29 protein-coding genes and 1 tRNA gene are annotated in these 23,796 nt (G+C 64.8%); 9 read left to right on the top strand and 21 right to left on the bottom strand.

Features of this window, described 5'->3' with window-relative positions:
- Positions 1-75 precede the first annotated feature (75 nt).
- Positions 76-1,902 carry an AMP-dependent synthetase/ligase gene (locus tag K408_RS0114080; protein ID WP_024339029.1) on the bottom strand — a complete coding sequence of 609 codons (1,827 nt, stop codon included), beginning with the start codon at positions 1,900-1,902 and terminating at the stop codon, positions 76-78.
- Positions 1,903-2,262: 360 nt separating this feature from the next.
- Here K408_RS0114080 and K408_RS0114075 point away from each other — a divergent pair, with 360 nt between their 5' ends.
- A complete protein-coding gene (locus K408_RS0114075; protein WP_024339030.1) occupies positions 2,263-2,574 on the top strand; it encodes a hypothetical protein in 312 nt (103 codons plus the stop codon).
- A gap of 43 nt (positions 2,575-2,617) precedes the next feature.
- On the opposite strand, the gene K408_RS0114070 is transcribed toward K408_RS0114075, so the two are convergent.
- The 4 genes from K408_RS0114070 to K408_RS0114055 form a co-directional block, all read right to left on the bottom strand.
- The gene (locus tag K408_RS0114070; protein WP_024339031.1) at positions 2,618-3,901 is read right to left on the bottom strand and encodes a flavin monoamine oxidase family protein; all 1,284 of its coding nucleotides are present in this window, start codon (positions 3,899-3,901) and stop codon (positions 2,618-2,620) included.
- 8 nt (positions 3,902-3,909) lie between these two features.
- Positions 3,910-4,617: a RibD family protein gene (locus K408_RS0114065; protein WP_024339032.1), complete on the bottom strand. Its 708-nt coding sequence runs from the start codon at positions 4,615-4,617 to the stop codon at positions 3,910-3,912.
- Complete coding sequence (locus K408_RS38050) at positions 4,544-5,311, bottom strand: FABP family protein (RefSeq protein WP_024339033.1); 768 nt, start codon at positions 5,309-5,311, stop codon at positions 4,544-4,546. The genes K408_RS0114065 and K408_RS38050 overlap by 74 nt, the downstream gene beginning before the upstream one ends.
- A gap of 186 nt (positions 5,312-5,497) precedes the next feature.
- Positions 5,498-5,746: a hypothetical protein gene (locus tag K408_RS0114055; RefSeq protein ID WP_024339034.1), complete on the bottom strand. Its 249-nt coding sequence runs from the start codon at positions 5,744-5,746 to the stop codon at positions 5,498-5,500.
- A gap of 294 nt (positions 5,747-6,040) precedes the next feature.
- On the opposite strand from K408_RS0114055, the gene K408_RS0114050 reads away from it, so the two are divergent.
- From K408_RS0114050 to K408_RS0114035, 4 genes are all read left to right on the top strand, one after another.
- Positions 6,041-6,586: a sigma-70 family RNA polymerase sigma factor gene (locus tag K408_RS0114050; RefSeq protein ID WP_024339035.1), complete on the top strand. Its 546-nt coding sequence runs from the start codon at positions 6,041-6,043 to the stop codon at positions 6,584-6,586.
- Positions 6,583-7,224 (top strand): ChrR family anti-sigma-E factor, encoded by a 642-nt coding sequence (locus tag K408_RS0114045; protein ID WP_024339036.1) that lies wholly within the window; start codon positions 6,583-6,585, stop codon positions 7,222-7,224. The genes K408_RS0114050 and K408_RS0114045 overlap by 4 nt, the downstream gene beginning before the upstream one ends.
- A gap of 78 nt (positions 7,225-7,302) precedes the next feature.
- Positions 7,303-7,887, top strand: coding sequence for an RNA polymerase sigma factor (locus tag K408_RS0114040; RefSeq protein WP_024339037.1), 585 nt, complete (start codon positions 7,303-7,305; stop codon positions 7,885-7,887).
- 17 nt (positions 7,888-7,904) lie between these two features.
- Entirely contained in the window at positions 7,905-8,207 is a 303-nt protein-coding gene (locus K408_RS0114035; RefSeq protein ID WP_155248397.1) for a hypothetical protein, read from the top strand.
- A gap of 58 nt (positions 8,208-8,265) precedes the next feature.
- Here the strand turns inward: K408_RS0114035 and K408_RS0114030 are convergent, their stop codons facing one another.
- Positions 8,266-8,667 carry a DUF2177 family protein gene (locus tag K408_RS0114030; protein ID WP_024339039.1) on the bottom strand — a complete coding sequence of 134 codons (402 nt, stop codon included), beginning with the start codon at positions 8,665-8,667 and terminating at the stop codon, positions 8,266-8,268.
- A gap of 164 nt (positions 8,668-8,831) precedes the next feature.
- Entirely contained in the window at positions 8,832-9,623 is a 792-nt protein-coding gene (locus K408_RS0114025) for a DUF1295 domain-containing protein (RefSeq protein ID WP_028145890.1), read from the bottom strand.
- Between the two features lie 170 nt (positions 9,624-9,793).
- On the opposite strand from K408_RS0114025, the gene K408_RS0114020 reads away from it, so the two are divergent.
- From K408_RS0114020 to K408_RS0114010, 3 genes are read left to right on the top strand one after another with little or no spacing between them, the layout of a single operon-like run.
- Positions 9,794-11,107, top strand: coding sequence for an NAD(P)/FAD-dependent oxidoreductase (locus K408_RS0114020; RefSeq protein ID WP_024339040.1), 1,314 nt, complete (start codon positions 9,794-9,796; stop codon positions 11,105-11,107).
- A 4-nt stretch (positions 11,108-11,111) separates the two neighbouring features.
- Complete coding sequence (locus tag K408_RS38045; protein WP_024339041.1) at positions 11,112-11,900, top strand: DUF1365 domain-containing protein; 789 nt, start codon at positions 11,112-11,114, stop codon at positions 11,898-11,900.
- 3 nt (positions 11,901-11,903) lie between these two features.
- Positions 11,904-13,121, top strand: a complete 1,218-nt coding sequence (locus tag K408_RS0114010; RefSeq protein WP_024339042.1) for an SAM-dependent methyltransferase — start codon at positions 11,904-11,906, stop codon at positions 13,119-13,121.
- A 61-nt stretch (positions 13,122-13,182) separates the two neighbouring features.
- Here the strand turns inward: K408_RS0114010 and K408_RS0114005 are convergent.
- The 9 genes from K408_RS0114005 to K408_RS0113965 all read right to left on the bottom strand — a co-directional run bounded on the left by K408_RS0114005 (position 13,183) and on the right by K408_RS0113965 (position 19,183).
- A tRNA-Phe gene (locus K408_RS0114005) sits at positions 13,183-13,258 on the bottom strand.
- A gap of 184 nt (positions 13,259-13,442) precedes the next feature.
- On the bottom strand, positions 13,443-13,625 hold the full coding sequence (gene yacG / locus K408_RS0114000; protein ID WP_024339043.1) for a DNA gyrase inhibitor YacG: 183 nt from the start codon (positions 13,623-13,625) through the stop codon (positions 13,443-13,445).
- 144 nt (positions 13,626-13,769) lie between these two features.
- Entirely contained in the window at positions 13,770-14,399 is a 630-nt protein-coding gene (locus K408_RS0113995; RefSeq protein ID WP_024339044.1) for a Maf-like protein, read from the bottom strand.
- A 155-nt stretch (positions 14,400-14,554) separates the two neighbouring features.
- Complete coding sequence (locus K408_RS0113990; protein WP_024339045.1) at positions 14,555-15,022, bottom strand: arsenate-mycothiol transferase ArsC; 468 nt, start codon at positions 15,020-15,022, stop codon at positions 14,555-14,557.
- Between the two features lie 72 nt (positions 15,023-15,094).
- Entirely contained in the window at positions 15,095-15,592 is a 498-nt protein-coding gene (locus tag K408_RS0113985; RefSeq protein WP_024339046.1) for a UPF0262 family protein, read from the bottom strand.
- On the bottom strand, positions 15,589-16,884 hold the full coding sequence (hisD, locus tag K408_RS0113980; RefSeq protein ID WP_024339047.1) for a histidinol dehydrogenase: 1,296 nt from the start codon (positions 16,882-16,884) through the stop codon (positions 15,589-15,591). Before hisD ends, K408_RS0113985 begins: the two co-directional genes overlap by 4 nt.
- A gap of 153 nt (positions 16,885-17,037) precedes the next feature.
- Positions 17,038-17,481 carry a DUF2948 family protein gene (locus tag K408_RS0113975; protein WP_024339048.1) on the bottom strand — a complete coding sequence of 148 codons (444 nt, stop codon included), beginning with the start codon at positions 17,479-17,481 and terminating at the stop codon, positions 17,038-17,040.
- A 79-nt stretch (positions 17,482-17,560) separates the two neighbouring features.
- The gene (locus tag K408_RS0113970; RefSeq protein WP_024339049.1) at positions 17,561-18,220 is read right to left on the bottom strand and encodes a Rossmann-fold NAD(P)-binding domain-containing protein; all 660 of its coding nucleotides are present in this window, start codon (positions 18,218-18,220) and stop codon (positions 17,561-17,563) included.
- A 24-nt stretch (positions 18,221-18,244) separates the two neighbouring features.
- Positions 18,245-19,183, bottom strand: coding sequence for an SDR family oxidoreductase (locus K408_RS0113965; protein ID WP_024339050.1), 939 nt, complete (start codon positions 19,181-19,183; stop codon positions 18,245-18,247).
- Positions 19,184-19,273: 90 nt separating this feature from the next.
- On the opposite strand from K408_RS0113965, the gene K408_RS38040 reads away from it, so the two are divergent.
- Positions 19,274-19,522: a hypothetical protein gene (locus tag K408_RS38040; protein WP_035698078.1), complete on the top strand. Its 249-nt coding sequence runs from the start codon at positions 19,274-19,276 to the stop codon at positions 19,520-19,522.
- Between the two features lie 42 nt (positions 19,523-19,564).
- Here K408_RS38040 and K408_RS0113955 read toward each other — a convergent pair whose 3' ends face one another.
- From K408_RS0113955 to K408_RS0113935, 5 genes are all read right to left on the bottom strand, one after another.
- The gene (locus K408_RS0113955; RefSeq protein WP_024339051.1) at positions 19,565-20,389 is read right to left on the bottom strand and encodes an alpha/beta fold hydrolase; all 825 of its coding nucleotides are present in this window, start codon (positions 20,387-20,389) and stop codon (positions 19,565-19,567) included.
- A 130-nt stretch (positions 20,390-20,519) separates the two neighbouring features.
- Positions 20,520-21,029 (bottom strand): hypothetical protein, encoded by a 510-nt coding sequence (locus K408_RS0113950; RefSeq protein WP_024339052.1) that lies wholly within the window; start codon positions 21,027-21,029, stop codon positions 20,520-20,522.
- A 189-nt stretch (positions 21,030-21,218) separates the two neighbouring features.
- A complete protein-coding gene (locus K408_RS0113945) occupies positions 21,219-21,527 on the bottom strand; it encodes an EthD family reductase (protein ID WP_024339053.1) in 309 nt (102 codons plus the stop codon).
- A 208-nt stretch (positions 21,528-21,735) separates the two neighbouring features.
- On the bottom strand, positions 21,736-23,451 hold the full coding sequence (locus K408_RS0113940) for an FAD-dependent oxidoreductase (protein ID WP_029674042.1): 1,716 nt from the start codon (positions 23,449-23,451) through the stop codon (positions 21,736-21,738).
- Between the two features lie 34 nt (positions 23,452-23,485).
- Positions 23,486-23,668 carry a hypothetical protein gene (locus K408_RS0113935; RefSeq protein ID WP_024339055.1) on the bottom strand — a complete coding sequence of 61 codons (183 nt, stop codon included), beginning with the start codon at positions 23,666-23,668 and terminating at the stop codon, positions 23,486-23,488.
- Positions 23,669-23,796 lie beyond the last annotated feature (128 nt).

Raw genomic sequence — 23,796 nt, 5'->3', positions numbered from 1 at the left:
TCGAATGCCGCAGCAAGATTGCATCGTGCGGCGGGCGCCAGAGTTGCGCTGGATCAAGGGGAAGGCGAGGCGCAATCACGTCGACGTTATCGGGGTCGGCTTCCTGGCGTAGATCTGCTCGATTTCTGCGGCGAAGCGGCGTTCCAGCGCGGGACGCTTGTTCTTCAGTGTCGGCGTGAGCAGGCCCGCGGCAATGGTCCACGGATCCAACGTCCACCATACAGCACGCGGTGTCGCATAGGACGGATAGGCTTTCACGGCTGCCGCAATTCTGGCCAGCAGCGCGGCGCGCTCCGCCGCGTCGCCTTGCTCGCCGCTTGCAGCGAGCCTTTCCTTCTCCTGCGTCCAGGCTTTTGCATTCAGCACGACCAGCGCGGCGAGGAACGGCCGCTGTTCGCCGATCACCAGCGCCTGCTCGAACAAGGGATCGGCGAGAATCGCGGTCTCCAGATCCACCGGCGCGATCTTCTCGCCCGTGGATGTCACGAGAATGTCCTTGATGCGTCCCGTGATGGTGATGCGCCCGTTCTCGATGCGGGCCTGGTCGCCGGTGTGCAGCCAGCCGTCGGCCTCCTTCACCCTGCGCGTCTCCTCCGGCTTGCGCCAGTAGCCAAGCATCACGCTGGGGCCGCGAACGAGCAGCTCATCGAGATCGCCGAGCCTGACCTCGAGCCCGTCGAGGACGCAGCCGACCGAGCGCGGATCGTTGTCCTCGGGCGTATTGACGGACACGACCGGCGAGGTCTCGGTCATGCCGTAGCCCTGAAGGATGTCGAGCCCCAGCGCGAGAAACAGCCGGATGACGGGCTCTGCAATCGGAGCGCCACCGGAGACCGCAACGCGCAGGCGTCCGCCGAACTGGGCCAAGACCTTGTTGGCGACGAAACGCTTCAGGACCGGCCAGGCGAGCCGGTCGAACAGCGACATTGAGCCTCGCCCCTGGCGCGCATCGAAGCGCCGGCCCCCGACGGCAAGCGCAAGATCGAGCAGCGTGCGTTCTGCGCCGCCGGCCGCCGCGCGGCGTTGCATGATCAGGGCGTAAATGCGCTCATAGATGCGCGGCACCGAGACCAGTACAGTCGGCCGCACCGTCTTCAGGTCTTCCGCGAGCTGCTGCACCGAGCGCGCATAGGCGACGCAGGCTCCTACCGCGATCGGATAATAGTAGCCCCCGGTCCGCTCGAAGGTGTGCGAGAGCGGCAGGAAGGACAGGAAGACATCGTTCGGCACGGCTGCGATGCGTCGCGCGACGGCCTTCACATTGGCGATGATGTTGCCGTGCGACAGCATCACGCCCTTGGGCCGACCGGTCGTGCCCGAGGTGTAGACGATGGCGGCAAGGTCATTTGGCTCGACCGTGACGTCAGCCAGCGGCGCTCCCGCGCCGGCGGCCTCCGCCAGCCAGCTGTCGAGCGCGACGATGCGGGCATCGACAGCAGTGAGCCCCGTCCCGTCCGCGCAGACGATGCGCTTGAGATGGTCGAGCGGCTGGCCGGTGGCCGTGATCGCCTGCCAGCGCGCCAGCGTGTCGACGAACAGCAGCAGCGCGCCGGAATCTGCGAGGATATAGGCGATGCTGTCGGGGTTATCCACGGCATGCATCGGCACCGGCACGAGGCCGCGCGCCAGCGCCGCCTGATCCATCGCAACATGTGCAATGCCGTTCGGCATCAGGATGGCGACGCGCTCGCCGGGCGCGAACCCCTCGGCGGCCAGTGCCCGCCGCCAGCGCTCGAACTCCGCATCGATCTGCCGCCAGGACCGGCTGACCCAGCGCCCGGCGGCAACATCGAAATGGCGATAGGCCTCCGCCTCCGGCGTCGCTTGAACGCGCCAGCGCAGGAGCTCCGGCAATGTCGTCACGTCAGCGAGTGACTGCGGTTGAATGATCGGCACCAGCATGGCGTTCTTTAGTTCTGCTCCCCGTGAGGCTCACGGCTAGAATATCCCCTGCCTACCATTCGCACCTTGATCCTCAGCAAGGTTGCCCCACCAGGATGGAGCGCACTCGGCCGAAGAAATCATGCGATGGTGTCCGCATTGTCGCCTGGAGACACCGCAAGCGTTAATCGCGAAACGAGACATCGCGGCGGGAGCAACGCGAAACGCCCTGAGGCGACATGGACGCGCGTCCGCTGATCGTTCACACACATGAACACGCGTTCATCGGAACCCGGTGTCTGCGTCGTTTCGACGCCCGCGCTAAGCGGAACGCCCGACGCGCACAGCTGTTGTTGCACGACATCCAACTGGAGTGATGACATGAAGTATCTCATTGTCGCGATGACCGTCGGTGCCGCGGTGCTTGCCGGTGGATCGGCGGCGAACGCGGCCGGCAGCAGCGCGAGCGGCAAGCAGACCGCGCAGGAAAGCCAGACGACCGACATCAGCGCGCATCGCAGGCATCATCGCTGGCACGGCCACCGCCATCACTGGCGGCACCGTCACGGCTATCACCGGCCCCATTACAGAAGCTACGGCTATTACCCGCGCCACGGCTATTATGGCCGCGGGCCCGGGTACTACGGCGGCGGTCCCGGCGTGACCTTCAGCTTCGGCGGCGGACGCTGGTAAGCCAGACACTGGTACGACAAAAGGCCCGCAGAGATGCGGGCCTTTACTTTTGCTCTTCCCGCAACAGCGTCCCCGCCGTCTCCAGGCCACTCGCCAGCGCCGCCTCGACCGTGCCCATGTCGCGGCCGCGATAGAGCGCTTCGCCGGAGAACAGCACGGGGCCATCGTCGGTGCGCGCAAGGATCGCCTGCGCCTCCCGGGTCCGCGGTGTCGCCCACGAATAGGCGCCGCGCGCGTAGCGATCATGGCTCCAGTTTGTCGCAGCCGCCGCCATGAGCTCGCGCGCGATGTCCCCGCGCACCATTCCGAAAATGCCAGCGAGCGAACCGAGACCGGCATCGATCAGCCCCTGCGAATCGAGGCTGTCCAGCTCCGCGACACGCGGCCCCCCGATCCAGCCCGTGAGCACGGGCCGCAGGTCCGGATATTGCGTCCACCACACAGGGATCGTCTCGTCGGACAACAGGAAGGTCATGTTCGCGAGCTCTTCCTTGCGCTCGCGCCACCACGGCCGCGCGAAACGCAGCAGGATCTTGATGACATTGCCGAAGCCGATGTCATCGGTCGCCGCAAGCCTTGTGCGCGCGCTCGCCGGCAGCGCGATCTCCCGCAGCAGCGGCAGCGGCACGGTGAGGATCACGCGATCGCAGCTGTGCAGGTCGCCGCCGGCGCAGCGAACGACGGCTGCGCCGCTCTCCTCCGCGATGGCCGATACGGCGCAACCGAGATGAATGGTGACGCCGTGCCTGCGGCACTCGGCCGCCAGGAAATCGATCATCGTGCCATAGCCGCCATCGATGCGCGCCTGCAGAGCGTGCCCGCCGTCCATCCATTCCGCACGCAGTGCCAGCGTTGACGCGCGCTCAGGGTCGGCCGCGTCGTAACCCTCGACCATCCGTTCGATCGAACGGCGCATCGGCGCATAATCATCGCCGGCAAAATGCCGGCGCAGGAAGTCGGCCACCGTGAGGTCGTCCTTGAGGTCCCTCAGCACGGCCCGAAGCTCCGCCTCATGGGCTTGGTGGCGATCCTCGCGCGCGAACGTTGTGCCGTGAAAGCTCCACGGCTCGCCTTCGATCTCCTGGAGCGACAGCCCGGCGTCGCGCAGGAGTGCGCGTGTGACCGGCGCCTCGCCATGGACGAATTCAGCACCGCCATCGGCGGGATAGCCGAACTCCGACGCCGGCAACGGATGAATGCGGCCGCCGCAGCGCTGGCGCGCTTCGAGAATTGTTACCTTGCGGCCGGCGCGCGCCAGCTCGCGCGCCGCCATCAGGCCGGCTGCGCCGGCTCCCACGACGACAATGTGCTCGGCCATGTCGAACATCGCCGCCCTTATCGGCTCACGGCTTGCGGATCGTTCTTGATCAGATAGCGCAGCAGCAAGACGCCGCCGCCGAGCTCGCGCGTGCTCTCCAGCGTCATCGCGGTGATCGGCGCGCGCCGGTCACTGTCCGCCTCCGTCGAGTCGAACACGAACGGGGCGCCTTTCGCGCCGTCAATGGCGGGGCTGAGGATCAGATTGAATTCGTCGATGAGGCCGGCGCGCAGGAACGCGCCGTTGGCGATGCCGCCGCCCTCGACCAACAGACGCTTCACGCCCAGCTCGCGGGCGAGAATGTCCAGCGTCAACGCGAGGTCGATCTCGGACGTACCGGCAAAGATGTAGGACACGCCTTCGCCCCGCAGGCCGGCGAGATGCGAATCCGGCACGCTCTCGGTCAGCACGACGACGATCGGATCGCCGCCGATATCCGAGCGGCCCCAGCCGATCTTGCCCTCTGCATCGAGGACGATGCCATAGGTTTTCGCGCCGCGCTGCGCGAACCAGTTTTCGCGGGGGAAGATCGCCTCGCTCGCTGGATAGGGCTTGCCCTTGGCGAACTCCGACCCGGTGACACGGCCGATCACCCAGGCATCGCCGCCGAGCTCGTCATGAATCTTCTCGAACCAATCCGTGCCTGCACCCTTAGGACGCCATCGGCTGGGATGCGTGCGGCCGTCGAGGCTGGAGTGCATGAGACAAACGACATAAGGCTTCATATGGTTCTCCATGCCGCGCTCGGGCCGCCGATCCGGCGCCACCTGCATTCTCCCCGGCGCGACCGTTCACGATCACCGCCAGCGGATTGGGCTTCGGCGGGGTGACGAGCTGGAGCGTGTTGGTGTCGCGATGATTGAACGGCGCGCCGCGGACGAACAACTCGGTCTGGATCAGATAGGTCCAGCTGCCGTCGTCGTTGAAAGTGATATCGCAGCGGTAAGCATCGGTGCGGAAGGCTTGCTCCAGGAAATCGGTCGAGCAGATCCCGTAGGCGGTCTCGCCGCGCTTGGCCGTGACCGAGATTGCCCTATCCTCCGGCCCCACCTTGCCCGAGGCCAGCAGCACCTGCCCGCGCGGGATCGCCAGCGTCTGCATGATCAATCCGGTCGCCGGCTCCCACAGCCAGTAGCCGACCTGGTCGTGGAAGGTGATGTCTTCCTCGGGCGTGTTGATGTGGATGTGATAGCGCAGCCCGTACAGAAGCTGCGGCCCGTTGGCCTGCGGATCGATTGGATCCATGCGGATGCGCTCGATGAAGATCCGCTGCTCCGGCCCTTCCGCCTTCGGATTGATGTCGATGCCCTTGTCGGCCTGCCAGGTCCCGGCGAGACGGCGGAGCGGGCCAAGATTGGCAAGTCCGTCGGGCGAGACGTCCTCGGGCTCGGTGAAGATATCGGCGGGAATGGGGAGCATGGAGGCCTCGCGGGGATTGCAGAGGCCAGCCATATCACAGGCAGGCGTGGCGTGAACTCAAGTGTTGCCGCCGGCAAAGCGCCGGCGGCATGCGATGATGCTCATCGCATCCCGCGCCCACGGTCGACGCTGCCGCCAGCCGGCCGACCAGGTCTTCGAAGCTTCCCGTGCAACCGCGGACCGGCCTCACGCCGCTTGCGACGTCGATCTCGCACGCTGCTCGAGCACGCCGATGGTCGCGACCAGGTTATCGCGCCGGGCGCGAAGGTTGGCCGCGAGCAGCGGGTAGGTCGGCTGGTGGGGGTCGAACACCCCGGCACGACCCTCTTCCTCGAGAATGTCGGTGTTGATCAGGCGGACGCGCCACCACAGATCGGCGATCAACGCGTCGAGCCGGAGTTCATCAGCAGCACCAGAACGGGACACTTCCTGCATCGCTTGCCTCAACCTGAAACGGCCTCTTCGCCGAGGCCAGGGCTTGGTCCTGACTGAGCAAGCGGAGTGCCAGCACGGCCGGCTTCGCGGGTATGCGCTTGGGAACCGAGAATTGCGGATTCGCGGTGATCTGGCGCCGGTTCCCGGTCGTTCTTAGCCTCAGAGGTCGCTTGTCGAGGCGCTATGATCGCTGCTATCCGGGCTTTAGGCGTGCCAATCCGGGCCGAGGCGGGTTTGCCCCGGAGGCTCGAGGCGCGGCTGTCGTTTGGTGCGAGCAGAGGGCCGAAGGCAAAGGTGGACTGGGCTGATTTGATCGGACGCGTTGCCTCTCGCCAAGACCGGGAGGCTTTCAAGCGGCTATTCGAGCATTTCGCCCCCCGCATCAAGGGGCTGATGCAGAAAGCCGGCTGCAGCCCCGACGAAGCGGAAGAGATCGCTCAAAACGCGATGATCGCCGTGTGGCGGAAGGCCAGCCTGTTCGACCCGGCAACAGCCGGCGCAGCGGCCTGGATATTCACGATCGCGCGCAATCTGCGGATCGATTTATTCCGGCGCAGAGCACGCGCGGGCCGACTGGAAGACGTCTCTGAGCTGCCTGATGCACCGGACCCCACCGAACCGGCCGATGCGGTCATTTCCCGCGCGCAGGATGCCGCGCGCATCGAGTCCGCCATCAAGCAACTCTCGGCGGAGCAGATTGCGGTCGTCAGGCTGTCGTTCATTGAGGAGAAGGCACACCCTGAAATCGCAAGCCAGCTCGGCATCCCGCTCGGAACGGTCAAGTCGAGGATCAGACTGGCGATGAACCGGTTGAGAGATATTTTGGACGAAGACGCATGACGATCAGCCACCATCCGCCTGAAGAACTTCTGGCCGAGTTCGCCGCCGGCAATCTGGAAGAGGCCCATCAGCTAGTCGTCGGCGTGCATGTGGCGGGATGCACGCGCTGTGCCCGTTTCGTGCGAGCCCTGGAGCAGCTTGCGGGCGCGGCGCTGGAAGAGGTCGAGCCGGTGCCGACCGCGCCGGATGCGTTCGACCGCATCATGTCGCGAATTGATGAGCTTCCGGAAGACACAAAGGCGCCTCCCCCCGCGTCCGTTACGGACAATGATGTTCCGCCCGCTCTCCGAAACTATCGGATCGGCAAGCGCCGGCGCGTCGCGCCCGGCCTGAGCATGCGGCCGATCGAGCTTTCCGGTTCCGGCAAGGCCCGCGCCTTTCTGCTTCGGTCCGCGCCGGGCTCGCGCATGCTCGAACACACGCACACCGGCACCGAGCTCACTCTCGTGCTCGAGGGCAGCTTCAGTCACGAGGGCGGACGCTTTGGTCCCGGCGACTTCGACTACGGCGACGACGAGGTCGAGCATCGTCCTATCGTTGGCGATGAGGGCCCCTGTGTCTGCCTGGTCGCAATGACCGGCGACCTGCGCATGAACGGCTTGCTCGGCCGTCTGATCGGCCCGTTCGTGCGACTGTGATTCTCTTGCGATCTCTCCTCTGGAGTGATCCGGGCCTGCACCTGAAGCGTTCTGAAAGAAACGCAAGGGAGACAGGGCATGGCCTGTTCGAGCCTCGCACGTCAGGTGCAGAGCGAAAGGTTATCCGAACTGCTCGCACGCGTTGCCTCAGGTGAGACGCGGGCTTTCGCGGAGCTTCACACGCTGACACGAGGCAGGCTGCGCGCGATCGTGCTGGCCGCAGGAGCCTCGCCTCATGACGTCGACGACATCCTCCAGGAAAGCTTTCTGAAAGTCTGGCGTAACGCCGGCCGGTATGATTCCAGGCGGGCGCCGGTCACGGCCTGGATGTCCACGATTGCCCGGAACACCGCGATCGATCATCTGCGGACTCGGCGACAGCCGACCTTCGAACTGGACGAGGCAGTTTCGGTCCCGGCGGCTTCCGACGCGTCACATGTCGAGGACTTCGACTACGCCCGCGCCGAACCGATCGCGCGGGGGGCACTGGCTCGCTTGCCGGAAGATCGCCGCAGGCTGGTGACCCTGGCCTACCTCGAAGGCGAGAGCCGCGCGAGCTTGTCACGACGCTTCGGTGTGCCGGTCGGCACCATCAAGACGTGGCTGCACCGAACCATCGTGGCCGTTCGCAAGGATTGCCTCGCGGCATCGGCTGCCGCCTGAATCCGGAGGATGCGCGCATGGCCGCGGAGATCATTGAATTCCCCGAGCGTAGGCCTCAGGACAGACTCGTCTTCTCGGTCGCACGGCTCGAAGCGATGGTGAGAGAAGTCGAGCGCGTTGCAGCCGACGATCCCGAAGCCGGGCTGGATCGATTGCTTGCTGCCACCGAGCGCATCGGTCAACAATTGGTCGATCTCGCAGACCTCTTGCTTGACGAAGTGACCCGGCTGCAGGCGCAGAGTGCATTTGAATCCCTGGCCGAGAAGATCGCGGAAACCAGAGAAACCTTCGACCAGCTCGGAGGACGAAAGTCGACCTGATCAGCCACGCACGGCTTTTCGAGTTCAAGTCAGCTCTGCGCAGATCTATTTCGCATGCTCAGTGGGCCAGCTTCTGGGCGACCAGGTATCCGATCCAGGAACTGACGCCGGCGAGCAGCGATCCCCAGCAAACGTCCGCGAGCGTAAGCCCGGTCGACCAGTTCCGCAAAGTCGCCTGATTGGTGAGGTCATAGGTGGCATAGGTGAAGCAGCCGAGCATCAGGCCCGACGTGAAAGCGCGCAACGCGCTTCCGTCCTGCTGTGCCGGCAGCACCGCGAACCAGATCAAACCGACGGGATAGAGCAGATAGAAAACTGCGGCGGCTCCCAGGTTGGGCTCGGCCCGCAACATGTCCCCAAGCACCGGCCGGTAAAGCCTCTCAACCATGATCCTGAGCCAGATCATATCGACTGCAACGAAGGTCACGGCCACCGAAAGATAGGTGAAGAGAAGATTCATGTCCGTGGTCCCCCTGCGGTTGCGTCAGGCCGGTTGTCGCGCCGGTCAGAAAATAACGTCTGACGAGCCACACCGGATCACGTCCGCGCACTCACCTCTGCTTGCAGCCCGGTTCAGCAACCTGAACGGCGTCGCGCCGAGACACGGTTTCATCACGGCGCCCGTCAGGGCGGCCATGGGAAGAATGCGTTGGTTCGCGCCTGATAATCCCGGTACAGATCGCCGCGCGACTTCAGCATCTGCTCCTCCAGTGGCGGTATCCCTGTCACATGCACGAGGATCCAGTACATGATCGCTGGCGCCGCCAGGCTGGCCCAACCCCAGGCGTATCCGGGCGCGAGCGCGATGACCGGGTAAGCCAGCCAACCCAGCCACTCGAAGAAATAGTTGGGGTGTCGCGACCACCGCCAGAGCCCCATGTCGCAGACAAGTCCGTGGTTGCATGGGGAGAGCTTGAACCGGCGCAATTGCTGATCCGCCAATCCCTCGCCTGCGATTGCCACTAGAATGATGAAGGCTCCGATATAGTCCTGCAGCCGCAATCCAGGTTCGGGAGCGTGGGCGGCGAGGAAGATGGCGAACGGCAGCGGCACTGAAACCAGCGCCTGCGATTGCAGGAACAGGAACATCCGGCGAGGGGCCGCCGCCCCCCACTGGCGCGCATAGTTCGCGTAGCGTGGATCGTCGATGCCTGCCGCCGCGCGGCGCGCGATGTGCGTACCAAGTCGCACCGACCAAAGCAGCGCGAGTGTCGCGACGAGCACACGGCGTTCCGGCGTGCCGTCCTCAAAAGGCCACACAGCGGCGACCGCACCAACGAGGCCGGTCGCGTAGGACCAGATCGCATCAACCCATCCGGAATTTCCCGTGCGCTGCTGAACGACCCAGGCAAGTCCCATCAGGATACAAAGGGCCAGCGCAATGCCGCCGATCGCCTGCACATGCACAAGAACCATGCCGTCTCCAGGTTAACTTCTCTTCGGTACGTCCGCTGCGGGAACCGGTTTCGCATTCGGTGGCAGGCCTGCGGGTAAAGGGTAAGGTGATCCGCATCATTCCGCCAAACGTTTCCAAATCGATTGTTTCACGACCGTAGCTGACGGTATTGCAGTGGGGGCGACAAGGAATGCGTTTGGCCGTGATCGGGACGGGAATTGCCGGCAATGCTGCCGCGTGGCTCCTGTCGAAACGCCATGCCGTGACAGTGTACGAGCGCGAGCTGCAGCCGGGTGGACATAGCCATACCGTTCGCGTCCTATATGACGGAGAGCCGATCGACGTCGATGTCGGCTTCATCGTGTTCAACGAGGCGAATTATCCGCAGTTGACGGCGCTGTTCGCGCATCTCGGCGTGAGGACCGTCGAGACCTGTATGAGCTTCGCCATGTCGGCCGATCACGGTCGATTCGAATGGCGGGGTGGCGGCGAGACCCTTCTGCAAGCTGCCCGCGGCCTGTTTGCACAACCGCGCAATCTCGGATCGCCGTCATATTTTCGCATGCTGGCCGAAGTGCTGCGGTTCAACCGCCAGAGCGTGACGGACTTGCGCGCCGGCCGGCTGCACGGGCTGACGCTCGGCGACTACCTGCGCAAGGAATCATTCGGGCCGCGCCTGTTCGCCGATTATCTCGGACCGATGGGAGCGGCGATCTGGTCCTCCTCGTCGGCCGACATCCTGTCCTTTCCGGCGGAGAACTTCGTCGCCTTCTTCGACAACCACCGGCTCCTGCATCTGGACCGGCCGCGCTGGCGTACCGTCGAGGGGGGCAGCCGTCGCTATGTCGACAAGCTCACCGCTTTGTTCAAGGACAACATTCGGCTAGGCTGTGCCGTGACGTCGGTCAACCGAGCGGAGCATGGCGTGACCATCCGCGACAGTTATGGCGGTGTGGAAACCTACGATGCCGTGGTGATGGCTTGCCATAGCGACCAGGCTCTCGCGGCACTGTCGGATGCCGACGCCCACGAGCGCTCCATTCTCGGCGCGATCAAGTACGCTCCCAACACCGTCTATCTGCATCGCGATCGCAGTCTCATGCCCAGGCGCCGTCAAGCATGGGGTTCCTGGAACTTCCTGCGATGGCCGCGGCAAACGCCGACCCAAAACGACGTTGCGGTGACGTATTGGATGAATCGGCTGCAGGGCATCGACGACAGCAAGCCGTTGTTCGTCAGCCTCAACCCTCCCTTCGAGCCGGCAGCCCATCTGACATTTGCGAAATTCAGCTTCGCCCATCCTCAATACGACCTGGCTGCGTTTGCGGCGCAGCGACGACTCCCGGCCATTCAGGGGCGTCGCCGGACCTGGTTCTGCGGTGCGTGGACCGGCTACGGCTTTCACGAGGATGGCTTGCAGGCCGGCATCTCCGTTGCCGAGGCACTTGGCAGCACGGTGCCGTGGCGGCATTCTGACTCGCTGCTGATCCAGGCTGCCGAGTAGCACGATGACGCCAACGAAACCGGCCAACGCGGAGAATGCGACAGCGCCGGCAGCGCTCTACTGGGGAAAGGTGCTGCACGCGCGCTGGCGGCCCGTGCAGCACAGGTTCACCTATCGCGTGATGAGCCTCTTGATCGACCTTGACCGCTTGAACGAGGCGGATCGCCAGTCCTGGCTATTCGGCATCAACCGAGCAGCCCCCTTCAGCTTCCACGAGTGCGACCACGGCGACGGCAAAGGCGGGTGCCTCAGCCAGCACGCCCGACGACTGGCGGCCGAGCGCGGCGTCGACCTCTCGGGCGGTCGCGTTCTCCTTCTCTGTTATCCCAGCGTTCTGGGCTACGTGTTCAACCCGCTTTCGGTCTATTTCTGCTATGCGGCGTCGGGCGATCTTGCGCTGTTGATCTACGAGGTCCGCAACACCTTCGGCGAGATGCACTCCTACGTCCTGCCCGTGCAGGATGCACGACCGGGCGGCGCAATACGACAGAACCAGGCGAAGGAGTTCTACGTTTCACCCTTCATGGAGATGGGAACACACTACCGCTTCAGCATTTCTCCACCGGCGCAAAACGTGACGGTCAGAATCGTGCAGACGGGCGAGCAAGGCGCGATGTTCGCGGCAGCATTCAGCGGACGACGGCGCGCCCTGAACAGCCGCTCGCTGCTGGCGGCGCTCGTCGCCCTGCCCTTCCTCACGTTCAAGGTGATCGCAGCTATACACTGGGAAGCGATGCGGCTTTGGCTGAAGGGTGTCCCCTACCTGCCCCGCTTGAAACAACGCGAGACTTGAACCATGGACCTCGCTGCCGCTCGTCACTCCGTCCAATTCGATGGTGTTCCATTCCTTGCCCGGCTGGCCCTGCGCCTTGCATCGCAGCTCAGGTACGGCACCGTTCATGTGCGCCTCCCCGACCGGAGAGTTGTTGCTTTGCGCGGCCAGCTTCCGGGTCCATCGGCCACGATCGAACTCAACAATTACAGGTTCGCGCGCAGCCTCGTCCTGGGCGGCGACATCGGCATGGCCGAGGCGTACATAAGAGGCGATTGGACCACGCCCGATCTCACCCAGCTTCTCTATCTGTTCTGTCTCAACGAAGATCTGGTCGACAGCGCCTTTGCCGGGAATGTGCTGGTCCGCCTCTGCCGGCGGGCACTTCATCGGCTGCGCCGAAACACGAGACAGGGCTCGAGGCACAACATCCACAGGCACTATGATCTCGGCAACGAGTTCTTCGCGGCGTGGCTCGATACCAGCATGACCTACTCATCGGCTCTGTTCTCGACCGAAACGGCCGACCTGCCCGCCGCTCAACGACACAAGTACGAGCAACTCGCAAAGGCGATCGAATTGCAGCCCGGACAGAGCGTGCTCGAGATCGGATGCGGGTGGGGCGGATTCGCCGAATTTGCCGCGAAGACTTACGGCGCCACCGTGCTGGCACTCACCATCAGCAAGGAGCAGCACGAATTTGCCAGCCGACGAATTCACGAGGCCGGGCTCGCGGAGAAGGTCGAGGTGCGGTTGCAGGATTATCGCGACCAGGACGGTCGCTTCGACCGCATCGCCTCCATCGAGATGATCGAGGCGGTCGGCGAGCAATTCTGGCCGGCCTATTTCAGCCAGCTGTCCCAACGGCTGAAACCGGGCGGCCTGGCGGGCATCCAGGCCATCACCGTTCGCGACGAGCTCTTCGACAGCTATCGGCAGCGCGTGGACTTCATCCAGAGATACATCTTTCCCGGAGGGATGCTGCCTTCGACCAGCATCCTGCGCACGCTCGGCGAGCGCTTCGAGATGCCCGTCATTCGCGAGCGCCTGTTCGGACAGGACTATGCAAAGACGCTCGCGCTCTGGCGCGACAATTTCAGCCAGGCCTGGAGCGACCTGACCTCGCTCGGCTTCGATGAGCCCTTCCGCCGGCTGTGGGAATATTATCTGTGCTACTGCGAGGCCGGCTTCAGGGCCGGAAAGATCGACGTCGGGCAGCTGGTGTTTGCGCGTCGGAGCTGAGGCGGCTCAGGGCACGGCATCAGGCCAAGGAGAGCGGTGCCTGAGATATTCCCGGAAGAAGTGGTGCCCAGGGGCGGAATCGAACCACCGACACTGCGATTTTCAGTCGCATGCTCTACCAACTGAGCTACCTGGGCGTGCTCCAAGAGAGGGGCCAAAGCCCATCGAGCGGGCGGTTTATAGTGGGCGCGGGGCGGCCTGTCCACCCGGCTTCGCCAACAGTCTTCGTCGGGCGCGGCCCGGCTGTGCACAAGGTACGGCGGCCCGGCTGCGGCTGGCGCGCCGCGCGCCATAGATACTCACAAGCGATTGAAAGTGTTGCTATTCTTCCTCATCGACGTCGTCATCGCGGCCGGGGATGACATAGGAGCCCTTCAGCCAGCGGTTCAGGTCGACGTCGCGGCAGCGGGAGGAGCAGAACGGGCGGGTCTTCTCCGACTGCGGCTTGCCGCAGATCGGGCAGGCCTTCCGCGGGGTGGCGGGCTTTTCGGCTTGGTCATTCATGGTGTCGGCAGCTTATACGAGGTGAAGGGCTTCAAGCGCCTGTCAGGAAACGGATTCCCGAGGCGCCGGCGCATGGGGCCGTCGCGGCCCGTCTACTGTGCATGGGGTTGTTTTGCAGCTTTGTTCGGGCTGCGGCCTTCGGCCTTACACGGCGGTGGTATTGAGCCAGCCGAAGCGGATCGGAAAGCCCTCGCCGCCGAGGAGCGCCGTGGTCTCGTAGAGCGGCAGGCCGACGACGTTGGTGTAGGACCCCACCATCTTGACCACGAAGGAGCCGGCAATGCCCTGCACGGCGTAGCCGCCGGCTTTGCCGCGCCATTCGCCCGAGCCGATATAGGCCTGGATGTCGTCCTCGGATAGGCGCTTGAAGCGGACGCGGGTCTCGACCAGGCGCTGGCGGAAGGCCTCGCGCGGCGTGACGAGGCAGATCGCGGTGTAGACACGGTGGTTGCGGCCCGACAGCAGCCGCAGGCATTGCGCGGCCTCGTCCACGAGGTTGGCCTTGGGCAGGATGCGGCGGCCGACCGCGACCACGGTGTCGGCGGCGAGGATGAAGGCGCCGCGCAGCTCGTCGTCGAGTTGCACCGATTTCAGCGCGGCGTCAGCCTTGGCCCGCGCGAGCCGGTTGGCGCAGGCGCGCGGCAGCTCGCCCCGCCTCGGCGTCTCGTCGACGTCGGCCGGCCTGAGCGCGTCCGGCTCGATGCCGGCCTGGTTGAGCAGCGACAGGCGCCGCGGCGAACCGGAGGCAAGTACGAATTTGGGGCGGCCAAGCATCAGGTGATTTGGGAGATGAAGCGGGGGTGAATTGCGCGCGGAACCTATCGGAAGGGGGCTGATTTCACAACCCGGGAACCCGAGGTTTGGTGATTCGAGCCTCTCGACATGGCTGTGCCTGCATCCTGTGACGCCGGTGTTACGAACACCGCGTGCTAGCCGCTCGCCGCGCCTGTCTTGGCGAACCGTCTCCGGATGCGCATCAGGAGTTGGTCGCAGACCTCGCGATAGGCCGCGAGCTTCTGCTCACGGCTGCCTTCGATCGTGGTGGGATCCTGCGTCGGCCAGTACTCGACGTCGGCCGCGAGCGTCCGCGTCAGCTCCAGCGCCTTGTGATGCGCCTCGGGCGAGAGCGTGATGATGAGGTCGAAATTCAGCCCCTCCCAATCCTCCAGCTCCTCGAAGGTCTGGGGCTTGTGAGCCGAGATATCCTGGCCGAGCTCGGCCATCACGGCCACGGCGAACGGGTCGAGCTCGCCTTTCTTGGTGCCGGCCGACTTCACGTAGAGGCCCTGGGGAAACATGTGCAGCAACAGGCTTGCGGCCATCGGCGAGCGCACGCTGTTCATCGCACAGGCGAACAGCACCGATTGCGGATTGCTTGCGCGTGAGGGCGCAGCCATCGCTCACGCTCTTTTATCTTTGCGCATGATCCGATCCGAAAACCGGTTCCCACCTTTCGGGATCATGCGCGATCAGCCTTTCCAATGAAGGACGGTGATGAGCGTGAACAGCCGCCGCGAGGTCTCGAAATCGACCCGCACCTTGCCCTTCAGCCGTTCCTGGAGCGTGCGCGATCCCTCGTCATGGATGCCGCGGCGGCCCATGTCGATGGCCTCGATCTTGTCCGGGGTCGCGGTGCGGATCGCCTGATAATAGCTGTCGCAGATCATGAAATAATCCTTCACGATCCGCCGGAACGGCGTCAGCGACAAGAGATGCGCGACCACGGGCGTGCCGTCCTCGCGGCGGATGTCGAACATCAGCCGGTTGCCGGTGATGCCGATATGCAGCGTGAACGGGCCCTTTCCCTCCGCGCCCTCGGGCGCGAACAGGTTCTGCTCGATCAGATCGTAGATCGCGATCGCGCGCTCATGCTCGATGTCAGGCCCGGAACGGCCGATCGATTCCTCGTCGAGCGTGACGCCGACGATGCGGTTGGTCGAGTCGTCCTGTACGGGCGGCTTTGTCATGACAGATTGAGGCGCAATCCAATCGAACGCGAATGGGCGTCCAGCCCCTCCGCCTTGCCGAGCGTCATCGCGGCCGGGCCCAGCGCACGCAATTGATCTGGGCCGCATTTCAGGATCGAGGTGCGCTTTATGAAATCGTGCACCGAGAGCCCTGAGGAAAATCGCGCCGAGCGGGCCGTCGGCAGCACGTGATTGGAGCCGCCGACATAATCGCCGATCGCCTCGGGCGTATGGGGACCAAGGAAGACGGCACCCGCATTGCGTATCTTCGCGGCGAGCGCATCGGGATCGTCAGTCATGATCTCGAGATGCTCGGCCGCGATGGCGTCCGCGAGCGGGATCGCCTCGCCGAGGTTCTTCACCAAGATGACCGCGCCGAACTCTGCCCAGGAGGCGCCCGCGATCGCGGCGCGCGGCAACGTCTTCAATTGCGCTTCGACCGCCTTCTCGACATCGGCGGCAAGGCGCGCGGAGTCCGTGATCAGGATCGATTGTGCACTGGCATCGTGCTCGGCCTGCGCCAGCAGGTCGGCGGCGATCCAGTCGGCATTGCCGGTGTCGTCGGCGATCACGAGCACCTCCGAGGGGCCGGCGATCATGTCGATGCCGACCTTGCCGAACACCAGCCGCTTGGCGGCGGCGACATAGGCGTTGCCGGGGCCGACGATCTTTGCGACCGGCGCGATGGTCGCTGTGCCGTGCGCGAGCGCGGCGATCGCCTGCGCGCCGCCGACGCGGTAGATCTCGGTGACGCCCCCGAGATGCGCGGCCGCCAGCACCAGGGGATTGAGCTTGCCGTCGGGCGAAGGCACCACCATCACCAGACGCGACACGCCGGCCACTTTTGCGGGCACCGCATTCATCAGCACGGAGGATGGATAGGCCGCGGTGCCGCCCGGCACATAGAGGCCGGCGGATTCGATCGCGGTGTAGCGCCAGCCGAGCTCGACGCCGAGCGGGTCGGTGAAGCGCTCGTCCTTCGGAAGCTGACGGCGGTGATAGGTCTCTATGCGATCCCGCGCGAGCTTGAGCGCATCCAGCGTCGCCGCCTCGCAGGCCTTCACGGCGTCCTCGATCTGGGCTGCGGAAACGCGCAAGCCCCCGGCATCCAGCTTCAAGCGGTCGAACTTTGCCGTGGCTTCGAGCAGGGCCGCATCGCCACGCTTGGCGACGTCGTCGACGATCACCCGCGCGGCAGCCTCGACATCGGCCGAAGCCTCGCGCTTGGCGCCGAGGAAGGCGGCGAATCGCTGGTCAAAATCGTCGCTGCTGCGGTCGAGGCGAACGGGCATATTTCGCTTGGCTTCCAGCTGGTCTTGGAGGGCGGATCGGCGCACCAACCCCCTGCTCAATGGCGCGGCGGCCCCCCGCCGTCAACCCTTGCGAGATGTCGTACCGGCGGGCCGCCGGAAGGACACCGGTCTACCGGGCGCTGGCATACCGCCTCATTCCTCGATGCCCGGTCCCGTCCCCAGCGCGTCCGCTCCGAGGTCGGTCAGCTCGCATTCCAGGCATTCGACGTCGAGGCGGATGGCGCCGCCCTCGGCGAACAAAAGCAGGGCGCTGCCGCTGGGCTCCTCGTGACGCCCGTTCTGGGGGTGAAATTCGATCCCGACGAGGTCCAGCACCTTGTCCGGCGCGGCGAGATCGATGTTGCGCGACTTGCAGGCGAGCACACGGTCGAAACGGAGCGCGGCGACCAGCCTTCGCGGCTCGGCCTCGCCCTCCAATGTCTGCTCCCAGTCCAGCCGGCTCATTCCGACCACGAGCCGCTTCTCGCTCTGCCGCCAGATGATGTCGGACGTCTGGACGCGGGCATCCTGGACATGGGTCGAGATCACGGCGAGATCGTCGGCATCGAGCGCGATCAGTTTGAGCTGGGGCGACATCGCCGGCGCTTCTCCTTGTGGGATGGGGCTCAACGCGCGTAGGCCCCGAAATTTCCGTCCAAACTAGCGGCCCGACGCCCTAGAGGCTATTGATATCCTCCACCTCCAGCACCTTGCGCGGATACCCCTCTCTGGCCACGCGGATCATGGCTCGGCCGATCTGCTCGGTCGAGGTCACAAGCCGCGGCGATATCCGGCGCAGCACCGACCAGAGCGGTCCGCTCACGGCATAGACGGCCTGCACCCAGGCGGTCTTGGACCGGGCGCCGTGCAGGGGCTGGATCGCTGCGGGGCGAAACATGTAGGCGGCTTTGAACGGCAGTTTGAGAAGGTCGTTCTCGGTCTTGCCCTTGATCCGCGCCCACATCCGCGAGCCCTGCTCCGTGGAATCGGTGCCGGCGCCGGTGACATAGGTGAAAATCATCCGCGGATTGAGCCGTGCCAGCATCGTGGCCGCCGCGAGCGTGAGGTCGTAGGTAAGGTGGCGGTAGCGCTCCTCGCTCATGCCGATCGAGGAGACGCCGAGGCAGAAAAAGCAGGCGTCGTAGCCGGTGAGCCTGCCTTCGATCGCGGAATAATTCAGGAAGTCATCGTGGATGATCTCCGTGAGCTTGGCGTTCCGCACACCGGTCGGGCTGCGGCCGACCACGAGCACATGATCGATGCCCGGATCGACGAGACATTCGCGCAAAACGCCCTGCCCGACCATGCCGGTCGCGCCGAAGATCATGACTCGCATCGGGATGCCCCTGGGATTCGCCGCTCACGCGGCCGCCGCGATCTCATCGAAGGATAGACCGGTCAAGGTCGCCGAGGCATCCCACAGCATGGCCGCCACCGCGAGATCCTCCGCCTGCGGCATGATCCTTGCCGGCCCCGGGATCCCCTTCAATTCGCAAAACCCGCTTGGACCGTAGTAGCCACCCGGCTCAGCGTCAGGGGAGGTCGCGGCGAACAGCGTGGGCAGCGCGCCTTCGGCAGCGGACTGGCTGATCAAAGGCTGCAGCAGCCGGCCGACCCGCCCTTGGAACGTGTTGGCACCCGGCCCGTTCGCAATGAGGTCAGTCCGCGCGTAGCCGGGATGAGCAGCAAGGCTCATCAGACCCCAGCCGGCGGCGACGCTGCGACGTTGGAGCTCCAGCGCAAACATCAGCATCGCCAGCTTGGACTGGCAGTAGGCGCGCCACGGACGATAGCAGTGCTTGCCTTGCAGATCCTCGAAATTGATCGCACCGGCGCGGTGCGCAAGGCTGGAGAGATTGACGACGCGGGGCGCAATGGCGCGGCGAAGCTGCGGCAGCAGCCGCGCCGTCAGGGCGTAATGACCGAGATAATTGATGCCGAGCTGCATCTCGAATCCATCCTCCGTCTGCTGCCGCTTCGGCACGGCCATCACGCCGGCATTGTTGACGAGGAGATCGAGCCGTTCGTTGTCGGCAGCAAAGCGCCGGGCAAAATCGGCGATCGAGGCAAGGCTTGCGAGGTCGAGATGCTCGTAGGCGATCAGCGCGTCGGGAAACCGCTCGCAAATGCCTTCGATCGCCTGCAGGCCCTTTGCGTCGTTGCGTCCGGTGAGTATGACGATGGCACCGGCGCCAGCGAGCGCCATCGCCGTCTCGTAACCGAGCCCGCCCGTCGCTCCGGTCACGACGGCGGTCATGCCGCCGAGCGTGGGGATGCCTGCCGTGGTCCAGTCGATCATGCCATGCCTCCCGCGGCTTTCACGAGGCGAAAACGCCCGCGACGGATCTAAATGTGCACTGAGTGCAAATTTGCAAGAGCCGGAAACGATTTGAAGGCTTCCAAGGTCGTCGGGAGATCGGTCAGGAATCACGCCAAGCCATTGCCGGCAGGGGCAAAAGCCCACGACGACCCCGGCTTGCGCCAGCGGAAATTGCAGAAAACTTGCGAGCGGCTGAGCCGCACAGCGCCGGCGCTGTTCCTGGAGCGCCACTTCGAAACGACGATCATCGAGGATGCGCGTCGCAGCGAGAGCTGGAGCGGCGAAGGTGCGCGAGAGAAGCCGGAAGCTTTCGTCTAGCGCACCTTCGATGCGATCAAGGCAATATTGAAGTGAGGTCTCTCACTCCTTGAAGAACGCCAGGAGATCGGCGTTGATGGTTTCGGCGTGCGTAGTCGGCATGCCGTGCGGGAAGCCCTTGTAGGTTTTCAGGATACCCTTCTTCAGCAGCTTGGCCGACAGCGGGGCGGAATCGGCGTAAGGCACGATCTGGTCGTCATCGCCGTGCATCACCAGCACGGGCACGTTGATCTTCTTGAGGTCCTCGGTGAAATCGGTCTGCGAGAACGCCACGATGCCGTCGTAATGCGCCTTGGCGCCGCCCATCATGCCCTGGCGCCACCAATTCTGGATCACCGCTTCGAGTGGTCTTACGCCGGGGCGATTGTAGCCGTAGAACGGGCCGGCGGCGATGTCGCGATAGAAGGCCGAGCGGCCGGCCGCGAGCTGGGCCTGGAAATCGTCGAACACGCTCTTCGGCAAACCGCCCGGATTGGCAGCGGTCTGCACCATCAGCGGCGGCACCGCCGAGAGGATCGCGGCCTTCGCCACCCGGCTCTCGCCGTGGCGGGCGATGTAGTGCACGACTTCGCCGCCGCCGGTGGAATGCCCGACATGGATGGCATTGTTGAGATCGAGATGTGCAGTGAGCGCAGCGAGATCGTCGGCATAATGATCCATGTCGTGACCGTCGGCGACCTGCGCCGAGCGGCCGTGGCCCCGGCGGTCATGGGCGATGACGCGATAGCCGCGCGTAACGAAGTACATCATCTGCGCGTCCCAATCGTCCGACGACAGCGGCCAGCCATGGCTGAACACGATCGGCTGGCCCGATCCCCAGTCCTTGTAGAAGATCTCGACGCCGTCTTTGGTGGTGATGGTGGGCATGGATGTCTCTCTTTCGATGAAGATCAGTTGCATGAGGCGAGGACGAGCTCGCGCCGGCGATCCGCAGTTAGTTGCGCGGGATCCCGAATGCGATGGCCCGCATCACGAGGGGACGTTGAGAATCGTGTGATCAGGCAAACGCCATCGGCCTGAAGCGGCGCCACGCACCTATTGTGAGCACGACGAAGAACACCAGCACGATGCCCTGCACGACGGCGAACACGGGACCGGAGGGCGGCGCCGGCGCTACGGCCGGTGCGAGCGCGGCGAGCGCCGGCACCTTCAGGAACGATTGGATCACCAGCACGAAGACGTTGAAGTAGAGCGAGATCATCGCGGTCACGATATAGACCGGACGCCAGACGCCTTTGAGCTTCATGCCGTAGAGAGCGACGCAGGCGACCGCGAGCAGCACCAGCGAGATGATGCCGATGATGTGCGAGGGCAGCAGCTCCTTGAATGGAAACAGGAAACCGGTCGCGCTGGTGAGGATGGTGAACAGCAGGAAGTTCGCAGTGAGGCCCGGCATGGGCTTCGAGCCGAGCAGGCCGAACATCACGACCAGGCCGGCAACGATGGCGATCAGGCTGATGACGACATGGATCAGCGTAAGAGCAGGCAGGCTCAACCCAAGGACCATCACATTTCTCCTCGTCTCCATCGAGATGCGGAGGATGGTATTACGGTCCTCATCGGATTGCTACATGCGTTGTCGTCACATGCATGAGCGCAGCCATGCGCCGTCCTGCGAACGACAAACGCATGACTGATTTTTTTGCACCGCTGTCACAAACGACGGCAGGCTTTCGACGAAAGTTGGATCGATCTCTCACACTTCCTTGGTGTCGAAGATCAAGATGTCGGCGCCGCCGCTGGCGAATTTCGGCACGTCGGCGCCGGTCGCCTTGCCTTCCGGGCTGCCGAATGCCGCCTGGATGTCGGCGACGCTGTCGAACGTTAGGACGGCGACGAGATGAATTCCGGAGGGACCTGCGGGAGATGAAACCGGTCCCTTGCTGACGGCGTATTTCTTCAGGCCTGGAAGCTTCTTCGCGAGCGGGATGTGCGTTTCGGCGTAGTGCTTGTCGAAGGCGGCAGCATCCTTGGGTGTTTTGTAGAGCACGACGACTTCAGCCATTTGGTCCTCCCGTTGGTTTTTTTGCTGGTAGATCCTCATGGTGAGGAGGCGCGTGAGCGCCGTCTCGAACCATGAACGGCCCAGATGCACCCGGGCCTTTATCCTTCGAGACGCCGCTTCGCGGCTCCTCGGGATGAGGGGATAGTCGGCAGGATGCGGCGAGATGGCAAGCCTCATTCGACTTGCCATTCGCTTGTCTTGTCCTTGCCTAAAGCGCCGGCTTTGCGGCGTCGCCGAGATAGCCATGCAGGGAGGCCACGACTTGGGCGCCCTCCCCGATGGCCCCACCGACGCGCTTGACCGAGCCGGAGCGGACGTCGCCGACGGCGTAGACGCCGGGCACGGAGGTTTCCAGCGGCGCCACCAGCTTGCCCTGGTTCTGCTCGGACTGCGCGCCGGTCACGACGAAGCCGCCGCGATCGAGCGTCACGCCGCAGCCGTCGAGCCAGTTGGTGGCGGGATCGGCGCCGACGAACAGAAAGAGATTGCGGATGTCGGCTGAGTCTTCGTCATCCGACAACCGGCTCTTCCAGCGGATCCGACGCAGCAGCGAAGCCTCATCGCCTTCGAGCGCGGTGATCTCGGTGTTGAACATCAATTCAATGTTCGGGGTCGCTTCGATGCGCTCGATGAGATAGCGCGACATGCTGGCACCCAGGCCGCCGCCGCGGATGATCATCAGCACGCGTTTGGCATGACCCGACAGGAACACGGCGGCCTGGCCGGCCGAATTGCCGGCGCCGACCAGAGCGACCTCTTCGCCTGCGCAGAGCCGCGCCTCGACTGGCGAGGCCCAGTACCAGACGCCGCGTCCCTCGAACTTGTCGAGGTTCGCGATATCAGGCCGGCGATAGCGCGCGCCGCTCGCAACGACGACCGAACGCGAGCGCAAGGGGTCGCTGCCTTCGAGCGCGACCGAAAACGCGCCGTCCTTGCGCGTGCAGTCGAGCGACTTCACCGTGACGGGAATCATGATGTCGGCGCCGAACTTCTGCGCCTGGGTGAAGGCGCGCGCGGTCAGCGCCTGACCGGAAATGCCGGTCGGAAAACCCAGATAGTTCTCGATGCGCGCGCTGGCGCCGGCCTGACCGCCGAAGGCGCGGGTGTCGAGCACGGCGACCGACAGCCCTTCGGACGCGGCATACACCGCGGTGGCGAGCCCCGCGGGTCCGCAGCCGACGACGGCAACGTCGTAGATGCGGTCGCCCTTCGGCCCGCCGATCATGCCGATGGCGCGCGCAAGCTCGGTCTCATCGGGGTTGCGCAGCACGGCGCCGTCAGCGGTGACGACCAACGGCCAGTCCTCGGGCTGCGGCGAATAGCGCGCAATGAGCTCGGCGGCGTCGCGATCGCGCTCGGGATCAAGCAGATGATGCGGCTGACCGTTGCGGGTGAGGAAGCCCTGCAACCGCACCACGCCGGCGGAGTTCGACGGGCCGAACAGCACAGGACCGCCGACGCCGCCCTGGATCAGATTGACCCGGCGCAGGATCAGCGCGCGCATGATGCGCTCACCGAGTTCGGCTTCGGCGACCAGCAGCGCGCGCAGCCGGTCCGGCGGCAACAGCAGAGTCTCGACCTCGCCCTCGGCGCGGCCGTCGACCAGCGCCGGGTGGCCTGAGAGCTGGCTGAGTTCGGCCACGAATTGCCCGGGCCCCTGGTCGATCACCGGTGTGACATGACCGAGCCCGTCGCGCTGGGTGATGGCGACATGGCCCTTCAGCACGACGAACATCCCGGGGCCGGGCTTGCCGGTCTCGAACAGGAACGCGCCATCCGCATAGGTGCGGATTTCGCCGAACGGCCTGATGCGCTCGATCTCGGCGGGTGTCAGGTTTGGAAACGTCTGTTCTGGCCGGGTGAACCGGGACATCAGCACGTCGCTTTCGGTTCTTTGCGGTTCGTCCTGCCCGATCGCCACCATATGCACTCCAGATTTCAGCCGCCGGCGTTCAACTTCAGGTCTCGCCGGCGGTCCCCTCATCTAGGGAACCGTCGTCGTTCTCCAAGGCCCCGGTCATCGCGGCACGTTCGCGTGCCTGCACCTTCCGCCGCTTCAGGTTCTCGCGCAGCGCCGATTTCAGGCGATCGTCCCGCGATGCCCTCGCCTGCCCCGCGCTCTTGTCGTCCTGGTCCGTCATCAAAGGTCCATTCATGGGATCTGGAGCAGGATGCCACCGAACTATGGCAGCTCAAGAGGCGGCCGCGATGCGATCGTGCGAAACGCGAAATGAGGCAAGTCCGACGTCCGGAGCAACTGGCCAATTGG

The sequence above is a fragment of the Bradyrhizobium sp. in8p8 genome, assembly GCF_000426845.1.
GTDB classification, from domain to species: Bacteria; Pseudomonadota; Alphaproteobacteria; order Rhizobiales; family Xanthobacteraceae; genus Bradyrhizobium; species Bradyrhizobium japonicum_C.
This window is presented reverse-complemented; position numbering and strand designations above follow the sequence as displayed.